This window comes from Pseudomonas lurida, from assembly GCF_013522705.1.
Lineage (GTDB): Bacteria > Pseudomonadota > Gammaproteobacteria > Pseudomonadales > Pseudomonadaceae > Aquipseudomonas > Aquipseudomonas quebecensis.
This window is the reverse complement of sequence record NZ_JAAMRE010000024.1, coordinates 16,227-37,435: the sequence shown is the minus strand read 5'-3', so window position 1 is coordinate 37,435 and position 21,209 is coordinate 16,227. Positions and strand designations below refer to the sequence as shown.

Below are 21,209 nucleotides of genomic sequence, written 5' to 3'. Positions count from 1 at the left end.
GCCCTGGATAATGGCAATCAACCCTTGGTCGGGTTAATCCTCGAGGGGGGCCAACGCGATGCGCAGGGCCTCAATGGCCGCGTCAAGCGACGCAGGGTCGGCAAACTCGGCACTGTCGGCTACCGCGGCGCCGTCCAGCCATACGCTGAAGCGCAGGCCATCGGTGCGCACGTCAAGGGCGTCACCGCTTTGCAGTTGTTTGGTCACCGCACCTGCCGCCTTGCCGTCGGCAAAATGGCGCGACAACAGCAGTTGTTCGCCATCGGCGGCCAGCAGGCGGAAACGGAAACTGCCGTCATCTTCGCGAAAGCTCACGAAACGCGCGGTCTTGGTGGTTTTCTTTTTGGCGCTGACCGGCGCCGCAGCCTGGTTCACGAACGAACGCAGGCCCACCGCCTCACGCAGCTCGGCAAGAAACGGTGCCGCGACGGCGCGGGCTTTCTTCGCCCCGACCAGCAACAGATCTTCCATGTCCGACGGGCGCGACATCAGTTGGTGATAGCGCTCGCGGGCCTCGCCCAACTGGCCGTCCAGCAATTGGAACAGACGGTTCTTCGCCTCGCCCCAACCCAGGCCTTGCAGCAGTTCGTAACGGAACGCCTGCTCCTGGGCCTGCGTGGCAAAGGCCTGGTACAGGGTGAACAGGTGCGAATTGTCCGGATCCTTGGCTTCGCCCGGCGCGCGGGAGTCGGTGACGATGCGCGAGATCGCGTCCTTCATATCCTTGGCGCTGGTGAACAACGGGATGGTGTTGTCGTAGCTCTTGGACATCTTGCGGCCATCCAGGCCCGGCAAAGTGGCAACGCTTTCTTCGATCAACGCCTCGGGCATCGTGAAGAATTCCTTACCGTTGCCGAACAGGTGGTTGAAACGCTGGCCGATGTCGCGGGCCATCTCCACATGTTGGATCTGGTCGCGGCCCACCGGCACCTTGTGCGCGTTGAACATCAGGATGTCCGCCGCCATCAGCACCGGGTAGCTGTACAGGCCCATGGTGATACCCGCATCCGGGTCCTCGCCGGTCTCCACGTTCTTATCCACCGAGGCCTTGTAGGCATGGGCGCGGTTGAGCAGGCCCTTGGCGGCGACGCAGGTCAGCAGCCAGGTCAGCTCGGGGATTTCCGGGATGTCAGACTGGCGATAGAAGGTCACCCGGTTCACATCCAGGCCACCGGCCAGCCAGGTCGCGGCGATTTCCATGCGCGAGCGCTGGATGCGCTGCGGGTCATCGCATTTGATCAGGGCGTGGTAGTCGGCCAGGAAGTAGAAGGAATCGGCATTGGCGTCCTGGCTGGCAAGGATGGCCGGGCGAATCGCACCGGCGTAGTTGCCCAGGTGCGGCGTGCCGGTGGTGGTGATGCCGGTGAGGATACGGGTACGAGTCGTCATGGGTAATCGCTTATCAGACTGCTATCAATTCGAGAGACGCGGCAGCACCAGATCTTTGAGATCGGTGAGCTTGCCGTGAAAAAAGTGCCCGCATTCTGCCACTTTCAGCAGCTCATGGGGGCGTTTCAAGGCGGCGGACCAGTCGTAGACCAACTGTGGGTCGACCACTTCGTCGGTTTCCGGTTGGATCAAGGTCAACGGGCAGTCCTGGGGCAGCACATCGTTATCGCTCAGGCGCATCACAGCAGCGGCGACCATGAACAGGTGCGCGAGTTTTTCGCCTTTGGCCTCCAGGCGCCCGCCCAGGCTCGCCGCCACGTAGCCGCCAAAGGAAAACCCGAGCAAGGTGATCGGCAGGCCAGGATGCTTTTCCCGCAGCCAGGTGACGGCCGCTTCGGCATCGTCCACTTCGCCGCTGCTCATGTCGTGGCTGCCGGCACTGGCGCCGACGCCGCGGTAATTGAAACGCAGCGTGATCAAACCGGCATCGCGCGCGGTGCGTTGCAGGGTCGACACGACTTTATTGAGCATGGTCCCGCCCTGCACCGGGTTAGGGTGGCAGATCAGCGCGAGGCCACGTGGTTCGGGCTGATCCAGGTACAGGGCTTCCAATTGGCCTACCGGGCCATCGATCAAAACGGGGGTTTCGCGCATGAGCAAGGAATGAACTCCGTGACCTCTCAATGGGTCGACTCGTCTAGCTAAAAATCTGTGCATGACATCATTGCGAGCTTAATCGCGGTATACAGCGCAGGTCCGAGCCGTTAACGTAAAGCAAAGCCGTTTATAGAGGAAGGACTCGTGGAACACTCGCTCTTAGTTTGGTTGTTGCCGACTCTTGCCCTGGTTGCCGGTGTCGCCATTGGATTCCTGGTTGCTCGCCTGCTGCCGAATGCCGCGCCTAACCGCACGCAGCGTCAGCTCGATGACATCCAGGAACGTTTTGACAGTTATCAGAACGAGGTTGTTACCCACTTCAATAGCACCGCGACCCTGGTCAAGAAGCTCACCCAGAGCTACCAGGAAGTACAGGATCATCTCGCCGATGGCGCTAACCGCCTGGCCCTCGACGATATCACTCGCCAGCGCCTGCTGGCCGCGCTGCACTCCGATGCACCGCAGACACCACGGGAACGCCTGACCCCACCCCGGGAAAACCAGGAACCGCCACGGGACTACGCGCCGAAAACGGCGGATGCTCCAGGCATGCTGGATGAGCATTACGGTTTGAAGAAGTAAGTCATTTTCAAGCAATAGAAAGCCCGGCTGATCGATGATCAACCGGGCTTTTTGTTGGCCCCCACATTAGGTCTCAGGAGATGGATTGCTCTTGAAGCCACCCGCCTTCGATGCGCACATGCCGACCATGAAAGCGTTTGAGGCTGCTGCGATGGCCGACGCTGACGATACTCAGCCCCGGCAACGCATCGATCAGCGCCTGGTACAACGTCGCCTCATCTTCCTCATCCATTGCCGAGGTGGCTTCGTCCATGTACAGCCATTGCGGCGCGAACAGCAAGGCGCGGGCAAACGCCAGGCGCTGTTGTTCGCCCGGCGAGAGCACGCGTTGCCAGTGGTTGGCCTCATCCAGCTGCCCTACCAGATGCGGCAGGCGGCACGTTTCAAGGACCTGTGCATAACGTTGCGCCGAGTAGACGCCGGCGTCCTGTGGATAACTCAACACCGCCTTCAGCGTGCCGATCGGCAGGTAAGGCTTCTGCGGCAGGAACAGGTAACGCCTGGCCGGCAAACGAATGCTGCCGTGACCTGCGGGCCAGAGCTGCCCCATGGCGCGCAGCAGGGTACTTTTGCCACTGCCGGAACGGCCACTGAGCATGACGCGCTGACCCGGTTCAACGATCAGGTTGGCATCGGTGAGCAGGTGGCGACCATCCATAAGATTCATGCCCAGCCCCTGCACGACAAGACGCTCGCCCTGCGCGCTCACATCAATGGCCGCCGGGCGTTGTTCGTTTTCCGTCATCGCCTGTTGAAAGCTCAATAGACGGTCGCTGGTGGCGCGCCAGCTGGCCAGGTCGGCGTACGCGCTGATAAACCAGCTGAAATTGCCCTGTACGTTGCCGAAGGCCGAGTTGATTTGCATCAGCTCACCCAACTCGATCTTGCCGGAAAAATAGCGCGGGGCAGCCACGATAAACGCAAAGACGGTAGCAATCTGTTCGTAGCCGGCGGTAAAGAACGTCAGGCGTTTGGACACCTTCATGATGTCCCAGTAGTTATGCCAGACCTTGCCGAACCGTGCGCTCAAGCGTTGGTTTTCGTTGGGCTCGCCGTTGTACAGGGCAATGCTTTCAGCATTCTCGCGCACCCGCACCATGGAGAAACGCAGGTCCGCTTCGAAGCGCTGCTGCTGGTTGCTCAAGCCGATCAGACGACGACCGATCAGGTGGGTCAGCCAACTGCCGACACCGGCGTAGACCAACGCACACCAGAACATGTAGCCGGGGATGGTGATGCCGAACACTTCGATGCTGCCCGACACGCCCCACAGAATGACCGAGAACGACACGAGGCTGACGACATTGCGCAGCAACCCAAGGCCAAGGCTCAGGGTGTTCTGGGTAAAACTATTGAGGTCTTCGGAAATCCGCTGGTCCGGGTTATCGGTATAACCCCCCTGCTCCAGCTGGTAGTAGTTTTTGTGGCCAAGCCAGCGGGCGAAGTGCTTTTCGGTCAGCCATGCACGCCAGCGAATCGTCAGCATCTGAGTGAGGTAAAGACGGTAGACCGCGCCGAGAATCGCCACGGCGGCGATCCCGCAGAAATACAGGATTTGTTGCCAGAAGGCCGCGGTGTCCTTGTTTTCCAGAGCGTTATAGAAGTCTTTGTACCAGTGGTTGAGCCACACGGAAATTGCCACGCTGAACAGCGACAGGCCGATCACCACTGCCAGCAACAGCCAGGCCTTGCCCTTCTCTTCGCTGCGCCAATAAGGCGTGATCATCGCCCACGTTCGGCGAAAGAAATGCCCACGCAGCGCATCGTTGACCGCGGAATATTCAGCGTTCTGATTCATCGTTCAGGCTCGGTAGGAAAGAGATGACAGGCGTTCGAACCGATCTTAGGTGATCGGTTCGGGGCTCCGTGCGGCCTGAAGCGGGTTGTTCAGCTTAGGTTCAGCGTCGGACCGGCCGCTTCTGCAGCTTGCGTTGCAGGGTGCGACGGTGCATGCCCAGGGCACGGGCGGTGGCGGAGATATTGCCTTCGTGCTCGGTCAGCACGCGCTGGATGTGTTCCCACTGCAGGCGGTCCACCGACATCGGGTTTTCCGGAACCAGGGTATCGAGGTCGGCGTGCTCGGACAGCAACGCGGCCAGCACGTCGTCGGCATCCGCCGGTTTGCACAGGTAGTTGCAGGCGCCGCGCTTGATGGCTTCGACAGCGGTGGCAATGCTGGAGTAGCCGGTGAGGATCACCACGCGCATTTCCGGGTCCAGCTCCAGCAGCTTGGGCAGCAGCACCAGGCCGGAGTCACCGTCCATTTTCAGGTCGAGCGCGGCGTAGTCCGGCAGGTCGGCCTGGGCGATGGTCAGGCCCTCTTCGGCGGACCCGGCGGTGCTCACGCGAAATCCGCGACGACTCATGGCACGTGCCATCACGCGGGTAAACGTAGCGTCGTCATCTACCAGCAGCAGGTGCGGCAGTTCTTCGCCTTCGACTTGGATCTCATCACTCATCGATATCTCCTCGTGCGACACGGGGCAGGCGCAGCTCGGTGAGCGTGCCACCTTCCTCATGACTATAGAGCTTCACTGAGCCGCCGGCGCGGGTCACGCTGGCCTTGCTCAAAAACAGGCCGAGGCCGAAGCCCTTGCCCTTGGTGGTAAAAAATGGTTTTCCGATCTGCTCGGCAATCGCCAGCGGCACGCCCGCGCCGTGGTCGCGAATGCTGATGGTGAGATCTTCGGTGTTCCAGTCCAACTGCACTTCAAGCCCTTCGGGGCAGGCGTCGGCGGCATTGTTCAACAGGTTGAGCAACGCCTGGGTCAGGTCCGGTGGCGGCGCCATGCGCGGTACCGTGCCCTGCCCCAGCAGGTGGAAGCGATAGCTGGCCTCGGGGCGCATCAGGTGCCAGCGGTTCAGGGCTTCATCGAGCCACTGCGTCACGTCCTGCATCTCCACGGCCAGGCGGCGATTGGCTTCGGCGGCGCGCACCAGTTGCTGCAGGGTCAGCTTGCACTGCTTGACCTGTTCCTGCAGCACGCTCAAATCGTCCTGCAGGGCCGGGTCGTGGTGGTCCTGGGTCATTTCCTTGAGCAGTACGCTCATGGTCGCCAGCGGCGTGCCCAATTCATGGGCCGCGCCGGCGGCCTGGGTGGCGACGGCGAGCAATTGTTGATCGCGCAGGCCCTCTTCACGGCGAATGGCGCGCAGTTCTTCCTGGCGACGCAATTCCTCGGCCATGCGCGCGGCAAAAAAGGTGATGACGGCGGCGGACAGCGCAAAGCTCAGCCACATCCCATAGATCTGCAGGTTTTCCCGGGCGATGGGGAAGGTCTGCAGCGGGTAGAACTGGGCCAGCAGCAGGGTATAAAGGGTCAGGGCGATCCCCGACAGCACCACGGAATAGCGCCATGGCAACGTCACTGCCGCGATCGTCAGGGGCACCAGATAATAAGAAACGAAGGGGTTGGTAGAGCCACCCGAGAAATACAGCAACACACTGTGGATAAACAGGTCGCAGGCCAGTTGCAGGGCATATTCCAGCTCGGTCACCGGCCAGGTGGTGCGCAGCCGGATCGCGGTAAACACGCAGAGCACCGTGGAAAAACCAAGGGTCACGCCCAGTGGCAGCCAGGGCAGCGGCAGCAGGTCGAACCAATAGGCAAGCCCCACCGAACCGGCCTGGGCGGCCAGTACCAGAGTACGGATGAACGTCAGGCGCCAAAGGTTCTGGCGGGTGGCGGAAGTCAGTTTTACGGCGGCGAGCATGAGCTCTCCCGGTGAGCGCTGCAGGCGGATCGGCAGGAGTATAAACGAAGCGTCGCCTCGGGCATTGGGTGTGTGGCTCTTTGACGCACCGGGCGCCGTAGCTGCAAGCCGCGAGGTAAAAGCGGCAAGAACTCGCCTCGCCCTTCGCTTGCTTGCGGCTTTAAACTTTTTCCAATTCATAAACCCGAAGAACCCGTTACCACCGTCTACAGTCATACCGATACGACCCCCCTAAGGAGCTTCCATGTCTCGTTTCACTCGCAGCGCAGCCATCCTCACCCTCAGCGCCGGCGCCCTGGCCAGCTTTTCGGCCATGGCGGCCGATGAACTGCACTACAACCAGATCTCCCTGCGCGCCGAGGCCAGCCAGGAAGTGGCCCGCGACAAGATGATCGTCACGCTCTATACCGAATCCCAGAACACCGATCCGGCCAAGCTCGCCGCCGACATCACCACCACCGTGAATCAGGCGCTGGGCCAGGCCCGCGAAGTCAAAGCCGTGACCCTGCGCCAGGGCAGCCGCAACAGTTACCCGATCTATGACAACAAAACCCAGAAGATCACCGGCTGGCGCGAACGCGCCGAACTGCGCCTGGAAAGCGCGGACTTCCCGGCGCTCTCCAAACTGACAGGTGAATTACTGAACACCCTGAAAATGGGCGGCATGGATTTCGCCATCGCCGACGCCACCCGCAAAGCCAGCGAAGATGCGCTGCTCAAGGACGCGGTCGCTGCGTTCAAGGCCCGCGCTCAACTGGCCACCGACGCACTGGGGGGCAAGGGTTACAAGATCGTCAACCTGAATTTCAACACCAACGGTTATCCACAGCCGTATGAGCGCGGCGCGATGATGATGAAGGGGGCCTTGATGGATTCGGCGCCGACTCCGGAAGTGGAAGCCGGCACCAGCAAGGTCAGCATGAGCGCCGACGGAACCATCGAAGTCCTGCAGTAAGCGCACGGCTGAGGCGAACGGGCTTGTTACCGCGCAATGCGTGCCCGTTTCGCCGCTTTATGCACTCGCCTCATGGCTGCTCCTCTTGGAGTAAATGTAACCGCCTTGATCAGGGCACATCGCACGTTACACACCTCCACGCCCCGCCGACGCCCGGCGGCACGGTTGGCACGCCCCCTCAGTCACGGCGGCCGCGCACTCCCGCCATTTGATCTATGTCCATAGATGTCCCTTGCAACATTCCTGTGAACACGCACAACGCCCACGCCGGAACGTCCGCGCGCTCATTTCCCACGCACCTATCGAACACCTGAACGCCAGGGAGGCTCATTTACGGAGATCGATACAGAATGATTACCCCTGCCACCACCACTATTCCGACAACCGTATCCGATTCGTCGCACACGTCAGCGACCCCATACCTGCAGGCGGACACGGTGGGCGCTGAACATCAACCTCGCCGCAAAAGTGCCAAACGGCGCAATCATCACCAAACACTGATACCGGGCCTGCCGTATAACCCGGGGGTAGAGAAATACATCTGGAAAGCCAAAGACGGGTTCAAAACCCCCAGTCAGAGTACCGCCGAGATTATCAGGTCAGAGCTGAAGACGCGCTGGGGCAAGGACATCGATCCCGACAATACGTTTATCGTGACCTTGAACTACGACCCCAAGCAGCCACAGCCCAGGGGCGGCAAAGTTCTGAATAAGATTTCCCTGACCCAGGCCGCACTGCATAACGTACAGCGCGCCAATAAAAACGATGAACACCAGACACCGCTCGAAAAGCAGCGGTCCACCCTGCACACCTGGCTTGGTCGGCTGGCGCCTTTGCTGCCTCTCCCGGCGGTCGTGGATGAAATTGACACGCTGGCGCGGCGACAGAGGACTTATGAAGGCATATTTGTCGGGGCAGAACCTGGCGGCAGGGAGGTCTATAACAGTCGCAACCTGCTGAGGCAGACGCCAGCGGCGTTTCGAGACATCGTGTGGAACACCGAACTGAGCAAACCGTACACCCAATTCCTGAACGAGTTCTGGCCCGCCCATGAGGGCAAATACGCACAACTGAGCAAGGCATCCCTGGTGGGCGCGGCCCTCAGTCAATTTGAAAACGACAGCTTGAGCGCCAGTGACACCAACCTGGTGATGCGCGCCGCCGGCCTGCCGCCGAATACGACCTGGGAAAACCTCAAGCTGGACGACCTGGCCCCGGCCACCACCCAGGACCCAAGCGTGGAAGTCGGGCTGCTGAGCATCAATGGCTTCAAGTCCACGGACCTGCTCTGCATCACCGACAAAACCCCTCGATTCGATGCCGACGGCAAACCCGCTACCCGTACCTTGCTGTACATCCCCGGTAATTCTTCGCCGCTGCATACCTTCGACAACCAGGCGCAGATGAAGCGCTGGCTGGCTGAACAGGCCGCTGACCCGGTCAAGCGCGAAGCCCTGTCGATGCATTTCCCCTTGCGTGACCAGGCTGATCGACATTTCTCCGACGGGGTCAATCAAACACTGGTCGGGCTCGGCGGCTGGTCGAAAAAAGACGCTCCCGATGCCGGGTTTCTCGAACGCCTGAACGAATTCGACCCGCAAACGTTTATCACCATTGAAACGCTGTCCGATGACCCGTTCGATGTCATGACCCAGCGTCAGAAAGCGCGCTCCTACGCCGATGCCGAAACCGAAATCACCACCGACGGCGATGTCACCAAAGCCACGATCCTGGAAGTGTTGGAGACCACCACTAAAGTCGCCTTAATGATGACCCCGCTCGCCATGGTCATGCCCGAAGTGGCGGTGGGCCTGGAGCTGTACTACGTCGCCGCCGGCGCGGTGGAAGTCGGGGTGGGCGCCGATGACCTCAGGCATGGCAAGCCAGGTGGGGCCGACCATATCGTGTTCGGTGTGCTGAATGCGCTGCCCGTCATCGCCGGCGGTGCCACCCGCCTGGCCAAGGGCGACGTCGCTGCGGGAAAAACCCTGGGAAAAGCGCTGCCACCCCGCGAGCCGACTGTGACCGAGCGCGGCATCGAACAGAGCCCGGCCAATCGCTTGCGCCCGTCCCAGGCCGCCGATATCAGCGCATATGCCGTACCAGATGGCGAAGGGCTTATTGAAGGCATGCAGCCAAATTCCAAAGGCATGTATCAAGTCAAAGACAGCGCCGGAGCAGACCATTGGTATATCCGTTATACCGACGCAACAAGAACGCCCAAGGTGTACGAGATTAAAGGCAACTTCAAACTCAGCAACGACTACGCGCAGATCATTGATTCTGCCAACGGCAAGCCTGTGATGATAGTGCACTCAGACGGCAAGGGCGGATGGGCTCGCGCTGCCGCCGATGGCGGCGTTGTGTGGCCATGGCAACGCCGGGCTTCGCCAACGCCCAGTGATGATCCAAAGACTCCTGCCACCTTCGCCGATGAATTCCTCGAAATTGATGGTAAAAAAATGGCCGGAGCCGAAAAACTCGATGAAGTCTTGAGAGCAAGAGCGGGAACCAACTTCGAACTCTCCAGCAGGAACTTCGAGGAAAACGGGCTCGTTAAAAGAAGGTTTAACACCTCTTGGAACATCGACGAAACCGGGTTCGCTGTCGAGCCTGGAGAGAAAGCACAAATGACGGAACTCAGTTCCAGCGAGTACTCACCCAACTTTGTCCTCGATATCAATCGTTGTCCTTACACCGTTACCACTACAGAAAACGGTCTGTCAGTGACCACGAAACTGGACGCCGTAGCCGGCACGTCAGAGGGTATCCAGCGAGCAAGGTTGGCGCAGTTCGAGGCGGTAATTCCCGATGCTCAATTGCGGGCCCGCATCTCCGAGGTGGCCCATCAAGGCTCTACCTTCCCTGCCATCGCTGATTTGCATGGGGGGGCGGGACTGCAGGAAGGCTACTACTACGGTGCTGACAATACCCATTTTCAGATTGATTATGACTCCTCCCGCAACCTGGCGAAGGTCCATGTCACCTCTGAAGGGCACCTCTCTATGCCGGAGCAAGACATCAACCGCGTTCCCGGCGTACAGGTAACCATCAAGAGAAGCTTCACGATTGGCGAGGGTAATCAGTCGAACAGCTTATATGAGATCGGCAAAGCGGCCCCCACCACAATCGATGTCAGCGTCACAGCCAATCCATAAAACCGGCGAATAACTTCTTACTTGACTCCCCTGAACGGCGGTAACCTCGGTGACCGCCGTTTTCGTTCGGGCAGCTTTTATACGCCTGCCACTTCAGGAGTCTCCATGGAAAGAACCGTCTTGAAACCGCTGATCCTGGCTGCAAGCCTTCTGGCTTTCATGCCTCTCGCCCACGCTGCCAGCACCCTGGTCTATTGCTCCGAAGCCAGCCCCGCCGGCTTCGACCCCAGCCAGTACACCAGCGGCACCGATTTCGATGCCTCCGCCGAAACCGTATTTAACCGCCTGACCCAGTTCAAGCGCGGCGGTACCGAAGTCGAACCTGGCCTGGCGACAAGCTGGGAGGTGTCCAGCGACGGCCTGACCTACACCTTTCATCTGCGCGAAGGGGTGAAATTCCACACCACCGACTTCTTTACGCCGACCCGCGACTTCAATGCCGACGACGTGCTGTTTACCTTCAATCGCCTGTTGGATGCGCAAAGCCCGTTCCGCAGGGCTTACCCGTCCGAGTCGCCGTATTTCACCGATATGGGCCTGAACACCACGATCAAGCACGTCGACAAACTCGACGATCACACCGTGCGTTTCAGCCTGAACAACGTCGACGCCTCGTTCGTGCAAAACCTGGCCATGAGCTTCGCCTCGGTGCAGTCCGCCGAATACGCCACGCAGCTGTTGAAGGAAGGCAAGGCGGCCGACATCAACCAGAAACCGGTGGGCACCGGGCCGTTCGTATTCAAGCGTTATCAGAAAGACTCGCAGATTCGCTACGTCGCCAATAAACAGTATTGGAAACCCGAGGACGTAAAACTCGACAACCTGGTGTTCGCTATCACCCCCGACGCCGCCTCGCGCCTGCAAAAACTCAAGGCCGGCGAATGCCAGGTCAGCGGTTACCCGCGCCCGGCCGACATCGAAATAATGAAACAGGACCCCAACCTGCGCGTGCTGCAACAGGCCGGTTTCAACCTGGGGTTCTTGGCCTACAACGTGACCCACCCGCCGCTGGACCAGCTCAAGGTGCGCCAGGCGCTGGACATGGCCATCGACAAACCCGCCATCATCAAGGCGGTGTATCAGGGCGCCGGACAATTGGCGCAGAACGCGCTGCCACCGGCCCAGTGGTCTTATGACCCATCGGTGAAGGACGCGCCCTACGACCCGACCAAGGCCAAGGCGCTACTAAAAGAAGCAGGGGTTGCACCAGGTACCACCATCGATTTGTGGGCGATGACCGTGCAACGCGCTTCCAATCCAAACGCGCGCATGTCGGCGCAAATGATCCAACAGGATTGGGCCAAAGTAGGCATCAAGGCCAACATCGTCAGCTATGAGTGGGGCGAATACATCAAGCGCGCCAAAAATGGCGAGCATGACGCGATGATTTATGGCTGGACCGGCGACAACGGCGACCCGGATAACTGGCTGGGCGTGCTCTACAGTTGTGCCGCAGTCAAGGGCAGCAACTACGCCAAATGGTGTAACCCGGCATACGACAAACTGGTGCAGCAGGCCAAAGTCAGCAACGACCGCGAGCAGCGCATCAAGTGGTATCAACAGGCGCAAAAAATCCTTAAGGAACAAGTACCTATAACGCCTATTGCAAACTCGACGGTTTTCCAACCCCTGCGCAAGGAGGTCCAGGACTTCAAGATCAGCCCATTTGGGCTGACGCCGTTCTACGGGGTGAGTCTGGAGAAGTAACAACCGCGCCCCAACCGAGTGCGCTAGACGCCTCGGTGGGGCTTTTTTGGTGCGGCCGCTGCACCGAAAAAACCCTCAAAAGACGTGCAATTATGTCGAAACTTTCATAATTGCGACATTCCTGTACGTTCGTACCACTCTTTCCGCCTTGCAACTGTTCAACATCTTGCAATGGGTATGGCGCCTGCATAAGTATCCGCAGGCCGACTCACGAGGTCGCCCTCACCACCAAAAATGACAACAAATCATGAGGCCAACATGCTTAAACACGCAGTCCTTCCGCTATTAGTCAGCGCTGGCCTTATGGCCGCGGCCCCTTTCGCCCACGCGGCGGCTAACCTGGTGTTCTGCTCCGAGGGGAGCCCGGCCGGTTTCGATCCAGGCCAGTACACCACCGGAACAGACTTCGATGCTTCGGCCGAAACCATGTTCAACCGCCTCAGTCAGTTCGAGCGCGGCGGCACCGCCGTGGTACCTGGCCTGGCCACCAGCTGGGATGTGTCCCCGGATGGCCTGACCTACACCTTCCACCTGCGTGAAGGCGTCAAGTTCCATACCACCCCGTACTTCAAGCCCACTCGTGAATTCTCGGCCGACGACGTACTGTTCACCTTTAACCGGATGATCAATAAAGACGATCCATTCCGTAAGGCCTACCCTACCGAGTTCCCGTACTTCACGGACATGGGGATGGACACCAATATCAAGAACATCGAGAAAATCGATGACCACACCGTCAAGTTCACCCTTGGCACCGTGGATGCGGCATTTATCCAGAACCTGGCCATGAGCTTCGCGTCGATCCAATCGGCCGAATACGCAGCCCAGCTGTTGAAAGAAGGCAAGCCTGCGGACATCAACCAGAAGCCTGTCGGCACTGGCCCGTTCGTGTTCAAGAGCTACCAGAAAGACTCCAACATTCGTTACACCGGCAACAAGGATTACTGGAAGCCCGAAGACGTGAAGATCGACAACCTGATCTTCGCCATCACCACCGACCCGTCGGTGCGCATCCAGAAGCTCAAGAAAAACGAATGCCAGATCACCCTTTTCCCGCGTCCGGCCGACCTCAAGGCACTGGGCGAAGACAAGGACCTGAAACTGCCGCACCAGGCCGGTTTCAACCTGGGCTACGTGGCCTACAACGTCATGGACAAGGTCAAGGGCAGCGACCAGCCCAACCCGCTGGCTGACCTGCGCGTGCGCCAGGCGCTGGACATGGCGGTGAACAAGCAGCAGATCATCGACTCCGTCTACCAGGGCGCGGGGCAACTGGCCGTCAACGCCATGCCGCCGACCCAGTGGTCCTATGACACCACCATCAAAGATGCCAAGTACGACCCTGAGAAAGCCAAGGCGCTGCTCAAGGAAGCCGGCGTCAAGGAAGGCACCGAAATCGTGCTGTGGGCCATGCCGGTTCAGCGTCCGTACAACCCGAACGCCAAGCTGATGGCAGAGATGCTGCAGAACGACTGGTCCAAGATCGGCCTGAAGGTCAAGATCACCAGCTACGAGTGGGGCGAGTACATCAAGCGCTCCAAAGGCGGCGAGAACCAGGCCATGATCATTGGCTGGAGCGGCGACAATGGTGACCCGGACAACTGGCTGAACGTGCTGTTCGGCTGCGACTCGCTGTCCGGCAACAACTTCTCCAAGTGGTGTGACAAGAAATTCGACGGCATCGTGAAGGAGGCCAAGGCCACTTCCGACGTCGCTAAACGCACCGAGCTGTACAAGCAGGCGCAACATATCCTCAAAGATGCAGTCCCGATGACACCTATCGCGCACTCGACGGTGTATCAACCCATGCGTAACACCGTGCAGGACTTCAAGATCAGCCCATTCGGCCTGAACTCGTTCTATGGCGTTAGCGTAAGCGGCAAGTAAGGATCAATAACGGCGACGCTTCATAACGTCGCCGTTATTGCATCTGCCAGGCCGGTAGGAAACAGACCACGTTCACATCCGTTGCGTCCTACAGCAACGAACTGCGATGCGCGACTCCGTTGCCTACAAGGTCAATCCGATTTGGCGCATTTACTGCGAAGTCCGCGACCCATAACGTCGTAGGACAGCAGAGATACCCATTTGGGAAAGTCACTTGCTGTGCGTGGGATCAGTGATGTTTCCCTGCCCGAAAGGCAGGGCGATTGCTCGCTGATGACAACTACAAACAAGGATCGGGATCGTCATGCGCCATACCACCGTTCTATCCGCAATTTTTGGCACCAGCCTGCTGGCCGTGGCCACGATGGGCCAAGCCGCCGACAGAAAGAGCCTGGTGTTCTGCTCCGAAGGCAGCCCGGCAGGGTTCGACACCGCGCAATACACCACCGCCACCGATAACGACGTGGCCGAGCCGCTGTATAACCGCCTGGTCGAGTTTGAAAAAGGCGAGACCAACGTGGTGCCCGGCCTGGCGACCAAATGGGATATTTCCGACGACGGCCTGACCTACACCTTCCACCTGCGTGAAGGGGTGAAGTTCCACAGCAACAAGGAATTCAAGCCGACGCGCGACTTCAATGCCGACGACGTGCTGTTCACCTTCAACCGCATGCTTGACCCTGAACATCCCTTCCGCAAGGCCTACCCCACTGAGTTTCCGTACTTCAACGGGATGAGCCTGAGCAAGAACATCGCCAAGGTCGAGAAAACCGACCCGTACACCGTGGTGATGACCCTGAACACGGTGGACGCCGCGTTCGTGCAAAACATCGCCATGAGCTTCGCCGCAATCCTGTCGGCCGAATACGCCGAGCAACTGCTCAAAGAAGGCAAGCCCAGCGACATCAACCAGAAGCCGATCGGTACCGGGCCGTTTGTATTCCAGCGCTACCAGAAAGACTCGCAGATCCGTTACGTGGCCAACAAACAGTACTGGGACCCGAGCCGCGTGAAGCTCGACCAACTGATTTTCGCCATCAACACCGACGCATCGGTGCGTGTGCAAAAGCTCAAGGCCGGCGAATGCCAGGTGACCCTGCATCCGCGTCCCGCCGACGTCGATGCGCTCAAGGCCGACCCGAACCTGCAATTGCTGACCAAACCCGGCTTCAACCTGGGCTACATCGCTTACAACGTGCGCCACAAGCCCTTCGACCAGCTTGAAGTGCGCCAGGCGCTGGACATGGCGGTGAACAAGCCGAGCATTCTGAACGCCGTGTACCAGGGCGCCGGGCAATTGGCGGTCAATGCCATGCCGCCGACCCAGTGGTCCTACGACGACACTATCAAAGACGCCGCCTACAACCCGGAAAAAGCCAAGGAACTGCTCAAGGCCGCCGGCGTGAAGGAAGGCACCGAGATCACCCTGTGGGCGATGCCGGTGCAGCGTCCGTACAACCCCAACGCCAAGCTGATGGCCGAGATGCTGCAAAGCGACTGGGCCAAGATCGGCCTCAAGGTCAAGATCGTCAGCTACGAGTGGGGTGAATACATCAAGCGCACCAAGAACGGTGAGCACGATGTCAGCCTGATCGGCTGGACCGGCGACAACGGTGACCCGGACAACTGGCTGGGCACTCTGTACAGCTGCGACGCCATCGGCGGGAACAACTACTCGATGTGGTGTGACCCGGCGTACGACAAGCTGATCAAGCAAGCCAAGGTCGTAACCGACCGTGAACAAAGGACTGTTCTATACAAACAGGCGCAGCAACTGCTCAAGCAGCAGGTGCCGATCACGCCGGTCGCCCACTCGACGGTCAACCAGCCGTTAAGCGTCAAAGTCGAAGGGTTCAAAGTCAGCCCCTTCGGCCGCAACGTGTTCTCGGGCGTCAGTATTACCCCATAAGAAAATAACCGGATTGCGCAGGGCGAATGCCGCCCTGCTGCAAACGTGCAGCCTTTGATTGGGATTTTTCCTACGGCAAACGTTTGCAATGGCTTGAACGAGTTACACACCAATAGCCGGTTCACCTAAAAAGACCGGCATAAAAAAAGAGAACCAAAGGAGCTTCACCCATGAAACTGAGCAGCAAAGCGCTTCTGGCCCTGGCCATCAGCAGCATCACGGCCACCGCCTACGCAGAACCGGCCAGCCAGGACTTCGTTCCGACGACATTGGCAGGCACCAGTGCGCAAAGCGAAGCCAAGGGTTTTATCGAAGATTTCACTCTGGGCGGCACCACGCGTAACTGGTATTCCCACGAAAGCAAATACCGTGGCGGCACCTTTTCCTACCAGAAGCACGGCGAAACCCGCACCGACCGTAACCGTACCAACTGGGTGCAGGGCACTATCCTTAACGCCAGCTCGGGGTTCACCCAGGGCACTGTCGGTGTCAAGACTGAAGTAGCGGTTTACAACGCGCTGGTCCTGGACCGCAGCAAGCGTGACATCAAAGGCGGCTCCAACCGCACCCTGGCCGACTCCAACGGCGACGCCGTCGACCAATGGAGCAAACTGGGCCTGGCCAACGTGCAGTTCCGCGTATCCAACACCACGTTGACCGCCGGTCGCCAGAATTTCAGCAGCGGCATCGTCGACACCATCGGCAACCGTGCACTGCCTTCAAGCTTTGAAGGTGTGAGCTTCAACAGCGAAGAATTCAGCAACCTGTCGTTCCAGGGCGGCGTGTTTGACCGCGTTTCGCCACGTACCGAGCAGAGTCTGTCGAAATTCCGCAGCGAATACGGCAATGGCGTTGAGACCGACAAAGTCTCCACTCTGGGCGTGAACTATCAGCCGCTGAAAAGCCTGAAAACCAGCTTCTTTGCCGCCAACGTGAAGGACTTCTGGAACCAGTACTACTTCGGCGCTACCCACGAACTGGGCGACGCTCAACAACTGGGGCTGACCACCGGTTTCAACTACTACAAGACGGTCGATGAAGGCAAAAAAGAGATGGGGGAAATCGACAACGATACCTTCTCCCTGTCCCTGGGACTGACTCACCAGGCACACAGCCTGACCTTCGCTTACCAGCAAGTGAACGGTAACGAGTACTTCGACTACCTGCACGAAACCAACGGCATCTACCTGGCCAACTCCCTGACCTCGGACTTCAACGGCCCGAACGAGAAGTCCTTCCAGATCGCCTACGCCATCAACATGGCCGAATACGGTGTGCCAGGCTTGAAGTTCAACGCCTACTCGGCCCGCGGCTGGGACATCGACGGCACCCACTACACCGGCAACAATGGCCGGGCCAAGTTCGCCTACGACGGCATCCAGTCTCAAGACGGCGAGAAGCATCAGGAATACGGTGTAGGCGCCTCTTACGCCCTGCAAAGCGGTCCGCTCAAAGCCACGACCGTGCGCGCGACGTATGTTGAGCACCGTGGCAGCGAGTTCCAGTCCGACGGCAGCATCAAAGAATTCCGTCTGGTCACCACCATCCCATTCAACATTCTTTAATCAGCACCAGGTAGACGGCAGGCTCAGGACGAGCCTGCCGTCCACGTTGTCTGGTCCCATCGATTGCAGAGGGCTCTTAATGAAAATGCTCCCGCTACAAGCTGCCGTTGCCGCCGCGCTGTTAAGCGTGGCCATCGGTGTATCGGCCAAACCCCTGGTGGTCTGCACCGAAGCCAGCCCGGAGGGTTTTGACCCGGTCCTGTACACCACCGCCGTCACCGCTGACGCTGCGGCCGAAACCATGTTCAACCGTCTGGTGGACTTCAAGCCCGGTACTACCGAAGTGGTGCCTGCACTGGCCAAATCCTGGGAAATTAGTGACGACGGCCTGACCTACACCTTCCACTTGCGCGACGACATCAAGTTCCATACCACCGACTACTTCAAACCCACGCGCAACCTGAATGCCGACGACGTACTGTGGAGCTTCCATCGCCAGATGGACCCGAAACACCCTTGGCATAACAAGTCCGCCACCGGGTTCCCCTATTTTGAAAGCATGGGCTTCAAGGAACTGCTCAAAAGCGTCGAGAAGACGGACGACCACACTGTGGTCTTCACGCTGACTCGTCCTGAAGCGCCGTTCCTGGCCGATGTCGCAATGCCCTTTACCGCTATCCACTCCGCCGAATACGCCGACAAACTGCTGGCCGCCGGCAAGACCGATGAGCTGAACAGCAAGCCGATCGGCACCGGCCCGTTCATCTTCAACCGCTACGCCAAGGACGCCCAGGTGCGCTTCAAGGCCAACCCGGAATACTTCCGTGGAAAACCACCGGCCGATCCGCTGATCCTGGCGATCACTACCGACAACAACGTGCGCCTGCAAAAACTCAAGGCCAATGAGTGTCAGATCGCGCTGTATCCCAAGCCCGATGACGTGCCGAGCGTGAAGGCCGACCCGAACCTGAAAGTGGCGGAACTGGCGGCGATGACCACCGCGTACACCGCCCTGAACACCACCCACAAGTACATGAGCGACGCGCGGGTGCGCCACGCGATCAACATCGCGTTCGACAAGAAAGGCTACAACGAATCCCTCTATGGCAAAGGCAACGCCATCGACGCCACCGGCCCGTATCCACCAACCCTGCTGGGCTTCAACAATAAGTTGAAGAACCCTGAGCGCGACCTGGACAAGGCCCGCGCCCTGCTCAAGGAAGCCGGCGTGCCGGAAGGCACCGAGTTCACCTTGTTCACCCGTAACGGCGGCGGCCCGACCAACCCCAACCCGATGCTCGGCGCCCAGCGCATGCAGGCGGACCTGGCGCAGATCGGCCTGAAAGTGAACATTAAAGTCATGGAATGGGGCGAGATGCTCAAGCGCGCCAAGGCCGGCGAGCACGATATGGTGTCTGCGGGCTGGGCCGGCGATAACGGTGACCCGGATAACTTCCTCACGCCAAACCTGAGTTGCGATGCAGCGAAAAACGGCGAAAACTACGCCCGCTGGTGTAACAAAGAGTTTCAGGCTTTGATCGACAAGGCCCGCGCTGACGCTGAACCCACTGAGCGCGCCGCACTCTATGAACAAGCCCTGGATGTTTTCGAGAAAGACCAGCCGTGGATTCCCATGGCCTATCCGAAAATGTTTACCGCCATGCGTAAAAACGTCGAAGGCTTTACCCAAAGCCCTCTGACCACTAATAACTTCGCCACCACCCAGGTGAAGTAAATAAGAAAAACGCTCGGCACCGTCGACATGGGCGGTGCCGAACCTGCCTAACCGGCTGATTGAGGTACACAACAAGATGTTTAGTTTTATTGCCCGCCGACTGGGGTTATTGATCCCCACGTTCTTCGGCATCACGTTGCTGACGTTTGCGTTGATACGCATGATTCCCGGCGACCCCGTAGAAGTCATGATGGGCGAACGCCGCGTCGACCCCGAGATGCACGCACAGGCAATGGAACGCCTTGGTCTTAACAAGCCGTTGTATGCGCAATACCTGGACTATGTCGGCAAGCTCGCCCAGGGCGACCTTGGCGAATCCCTGCGCACCCGTACCAGCGTGTGGACCGAGTTCACCGCCCTCTTCCCCGCGACCCTGGAACTGTCCATGGCCGCCCTGTTGTTCGCCGGTATCCTGGGCCTGTTGGCCGGGGTGATCGCGGCACTCAAGCGAGGATCCCTGTTCGACCATGGGGTGATGGGCATCTCCCTGGCGGGGTATTCGATGCCGATCTTCTGGTGGGGCCTGATCCTGATCATGTTCTTCTCGGTGAGCCTGGGCTGGACCCCGGTTTCCGGGCGCATCGACCTGCTCTACGACATCGAGCCGCGCACCGGCTTCATGCTGATCGACACCCTGCTGGCCGACGAGCCGGACGCGTTCTTCGACGCCCTGCACCACCTGATCCTGCCGGCCATCGTGCTCGGCACCATTCCGCTGGCGGTGATCGCGCGGATGACCCGTTCGTCGATGCTCGAAGTGCTGCGCGAAGACTACATCCGCACCGCCAAGGCCAAGGGCCTGTCGCCGACGCGCGTGGTGTTCGTACACGGCCTGCGCAACGCGCTGATCCCGGTATTGACCGTGGTCGGCCTGCAAGTCGGCACCCTGCTGGCCGGCGCGGTCCTGACCGAAACCATCTTCTCGTGGCCCGGCATCGGCAAATGGCTGATCGAAGCCATTGGCGCGCGGGACTACCCGGTGGTGCAGAACGGCATCCTGCTGATCGCCTGCCTGGTGATCCTGGTGAACTTCGTGGTGGATATCCTCTACGGCTTCGCCAACCCACGCATCCGTCACCAGCGCTGAGATCATGACCATGACCACACCTACTCAAGTGTCAGCAGTCGATCAAAGCCTGCTGTACCCGTCCCCGTACAAAGAATTCTGGCAAGCCTTTTCCAAGAACAAAGGCGCGGTGGCCGGCCTGCTGTTCATGTTGCTGATTGTGTTCTGCGCGATCTTCGCCCCGTGGGTTGCGCCGCATAACCCCAGCGAGCAATACCGCGACTTCCTGCTCACCCCGCCGGCGTGGCTGGAAGGCGGGCAGATGCAGTTTCTGCTGGGCACCGACGAACTGGGCCGTGACCTGCTCTCGCGTCTGATCCAGGGTTCGCGCCTGTCGTTGCTGATCGGTTTGTCGTCGGTGGTGATGTCGCTGATCCCGGGCATCCTCCTGGGTCTGTTTGCCGGGTTCTTCCCGCGCCTGCTGGGCCCGACCATCATGCGCCTGATGGACATCATGCTGGCGCTGCCGTCGCTGCTGCTGGCGGTTGCCATTGTCGCCATCCTCGGCCCTGGCCTGATCAACACCGTGATCGCTATCGCCATCGTGTCGCTGCCGTCCTACGTGCGTCTGACCCGCGCCGCGGTGATGGGCGAACTGAACCGTGACTACGTGACCGCCGCGCGCCTGGCCGGTGCCGGCCTGCCGCGCCTGATGTTCATCACCGTGCTGCCCAACTGCATGGCGCCGCTGATCGTACAGGCCACCCTGAGTTTCTCCTCGGCGATCCTCGATGCCGCGGCCCTGGGCTTCCTCGGCCTTGGCGTACAACCGCCGACCCCGGAGTGGGGCACCATGCTGGCTTCGGCCCGTGACTACATCGAACGCGCCTGGTGGGTGGTGAGCCTGCCTGGTTTGACCATTTTGCTCAGCGTGCTGGCAATCAACTTGATGGGCGACGGCCTGCGCGATGCGCTGGACCCGAAACTCAAGAACGCCGCCTGAGG

Annotated in this window: 15 protein-coding genes; 10 read left to right on the top strand and 5 right to left on the bottom strand. The window is 59.6% G+C overall.

Annotation, left to right across the window (positions count from 1 at the left end; all coding sequences use genetic code 11):
* Nucleotides 1-33: 33 nt before the first annotated feature.
* Together G7025_RS18725 and G7025_RS18720 are read right to left on the bottom strand one after the other, a co-directional pair.
* The gene (locus G7025_RS18725) at nucleotides 34-1,389 is read right to left on the bottom strand and encodes a tryptophan--tRNA ligase (RefSeq protein ID WP_181080600.1); all 1,356 of its coding nucleotides are present in this window, start codon (nucleotides 1,387-1,389) and stop codon (nucleotides 34-36) included.
* Between the two features lie 24 nt (nucleotides 1,390-1,413).
* Nucleotides 1,414-2,043: an alpha/beta hydrolase gene (locus G7025_RS18720; protein WP_181080599.1), complete on the bottom strand. Its 630-nt coding sequence runs from the start codon at nucleotides 2,041-2,043 to the stop codon at nucleotides 1,414-1,416.
* 147 nt (nucleotides 2,044-2,190) lie between these two features.
* On the opposite strand from G7025_RS18720, the gene G7025_RS18715 reads away from it, so the two are divergent.
* Nucleotides 2,191-2,628, top strand: a complete 438-nt coding sequence (locus tag G7025_RS18715) for a YhcB family protein (RefSeq protein ID WP_034095870.1) — start codon at nucleotides 2,191-2,193, stop codon at nucleotides 2,626-2,628.
* Between the two features lie 73 nt (nucleotides 2,629-2,701).
* Here the strand turns inward: G7025_RS18715 and G7025_RS18710 are convergent, their stop codons facing one another.
* From G7025_RS18710 to G7025_RS18700, 3 genes are all read right to left on the bottom strand, one after another.
* Nucleotides 2,702-4,426 carry an ABC transporter ATP-binding protein/permease gene (locus tag G7025_RS18710; RefSeq protein WP_181080598.1) on the bottom strand — a complete coding sequence of 575 codons (1,725 nt, stop codon included), beginning with the start codon at nucleotides 4,424-4,426 and terminating at the stop codon, nucleotides 2,702-2,704.
* Nucleotides 4,427-4,526: 100 nt separating this feature from the next.
* Entirely contained in the window at nucleotides 4,527-5,087 is a 561-nt protein-coding gene (locus G7025_RS18705) for a response regulator transcription factor (RefSeq protein ID WP_003171731.1), read from the bottom strand.
* Nucleotides 5,080-6,342, bottom strand: a complete 1,263-nt coding sequence (locus G7025_RS18700) for an ATP-binding protein (protein WP_181080597.1) — start codon at nucleotides 6,340-6,342, stop codon at nucleotides 5,080-5,082. The genes G7025_RS18705 and G7025_RS18700 overlap by 8 nt, the downstream gene beginning before the upstream one ends.
* 244 nt (nucleotides 6,343-6,586) lie before the next feature.
* Here G7025_RS18700 and G7025_RS18695 point away from each other — a divergent pair, with 244 nt between their 5' ends.
* The 9 genes from G7025_RS18695 to G7025_RS18655 all read left to right on the top strand — a co-directional run bounded on the left by G7025_RS18695 (nucleotide 6,587) and on the right by G7025_RS18655 (nucleotide 21,207).
* Nucleotides 6,587-7,297, top strand: coding sequence for an SIMPL domain-containing protein (locus G7025_RS18695; RefSeq protein WP_181080596.1), 711 nt, complete (start codon nucleotides 6,587-6,589; stop codon nucleotides 7,295-7,297).
* A 350-nt stretch (nucleotides 7,298-7,647) separates the two neighbouring features.
* On the top strand, nucleotides 7,648-10,455 hold the full coding sequence (locus G7025_RS18690) for a dermonecrotic toxin domain-containing protein (RefSeq protein ID WP_181080595.1): 2,808 nt from the start codon (nucleotides 7,648-7,650) through the stop codon (nucleotides 10,453-10,455).
* 105 nt (nucleotides 10,456-10,560) lie between these two features.
* A complete protein-coding gene (locus G7025_RS18685) occupies nucleotides 10,561-12,162 on the top strand; it encodes an ABC transporter substrate-binding protein (protein ID WP_181080594.1) in 1,602 nt (533 codons plus the stop codon).
* A gap of 258 nt (nucleotides 12,163-12,420) precedes the next feature.
* On the top strand, nucleotides 12,421-14,049 hold the full coding sequence (locus G7025_RS18680; protein ID WP_181080593.1) for an ABC transporter substrate-binding protein: 1,629 nt from the start codon (nucleotides 12,421-12,423) through the stop codon (nucleotides 14,047-14,049).
* A gap of 364 nt (nucleotides 14,050-14,413) precedes the next feature.
* A complete protein-coding gene (locus G7025_RS18675; protein WP_375139342.1) occupies nucleotides 14,414-15,958 on the top strand; it encodes an ABC transporter substrate-binding protein in 1,545 nt (514 codons plus the stop codon).
* A gap of 170 nt (nucleotides 15,959-16,128) precedes the next feature.
* Entirely contained in the window at nucleotides 16,129-17,523 is a 1,395-nt protein-coding gene (locus G7025_RS18670; RefSeq protein WP_181080591.1) for an OprD family outer membrane porin, read from the top strand.
* A gap of 79 nt (nucleotides 17,524-17,602) precedes the next feature.
* Nucleotides 17,603-19,198: an ABC transporter substrate-binding protein gene (locus G7025_RS18665; protein ID WP_181080590.1), complete on the top strand. Its 1,596-nt coding sequence runs from the start codon at nucleotides 17,603-17,605 to the stop codon at nucleotides 19,196-19,198.
* A gap of 76 nt (nucleotides 19,199-19,274) precedes the next feature.
* Nucleotides 19,275-20,285 (top strand): ABC transporter permease subunit, encoded by a 1,011-nt coding sequence (locus G7025_RS18660; RefSeq protein ID WP_025856266.1) that lies wholly within the window; start codon nucleotides 19,275-19,277, stop codon nucleotides 20,283-20,285.
* Nucleotides 20,286-20,295: 10 nt separating this feature from the next.
* On the top strand, nucleotides 20,296-21,207 hold the full coding sequence (locus G7025_RS18655; protein ID WP_003188486.1) for an ABC transporter permease subunit: 912 nt from the start codon (nucleotides 20,296-20,298) through the stop codon (nucleotides 21,205-21,207).
* Nucleotides 21,208-21,209 lie beyond the last annotated feature (2 nt).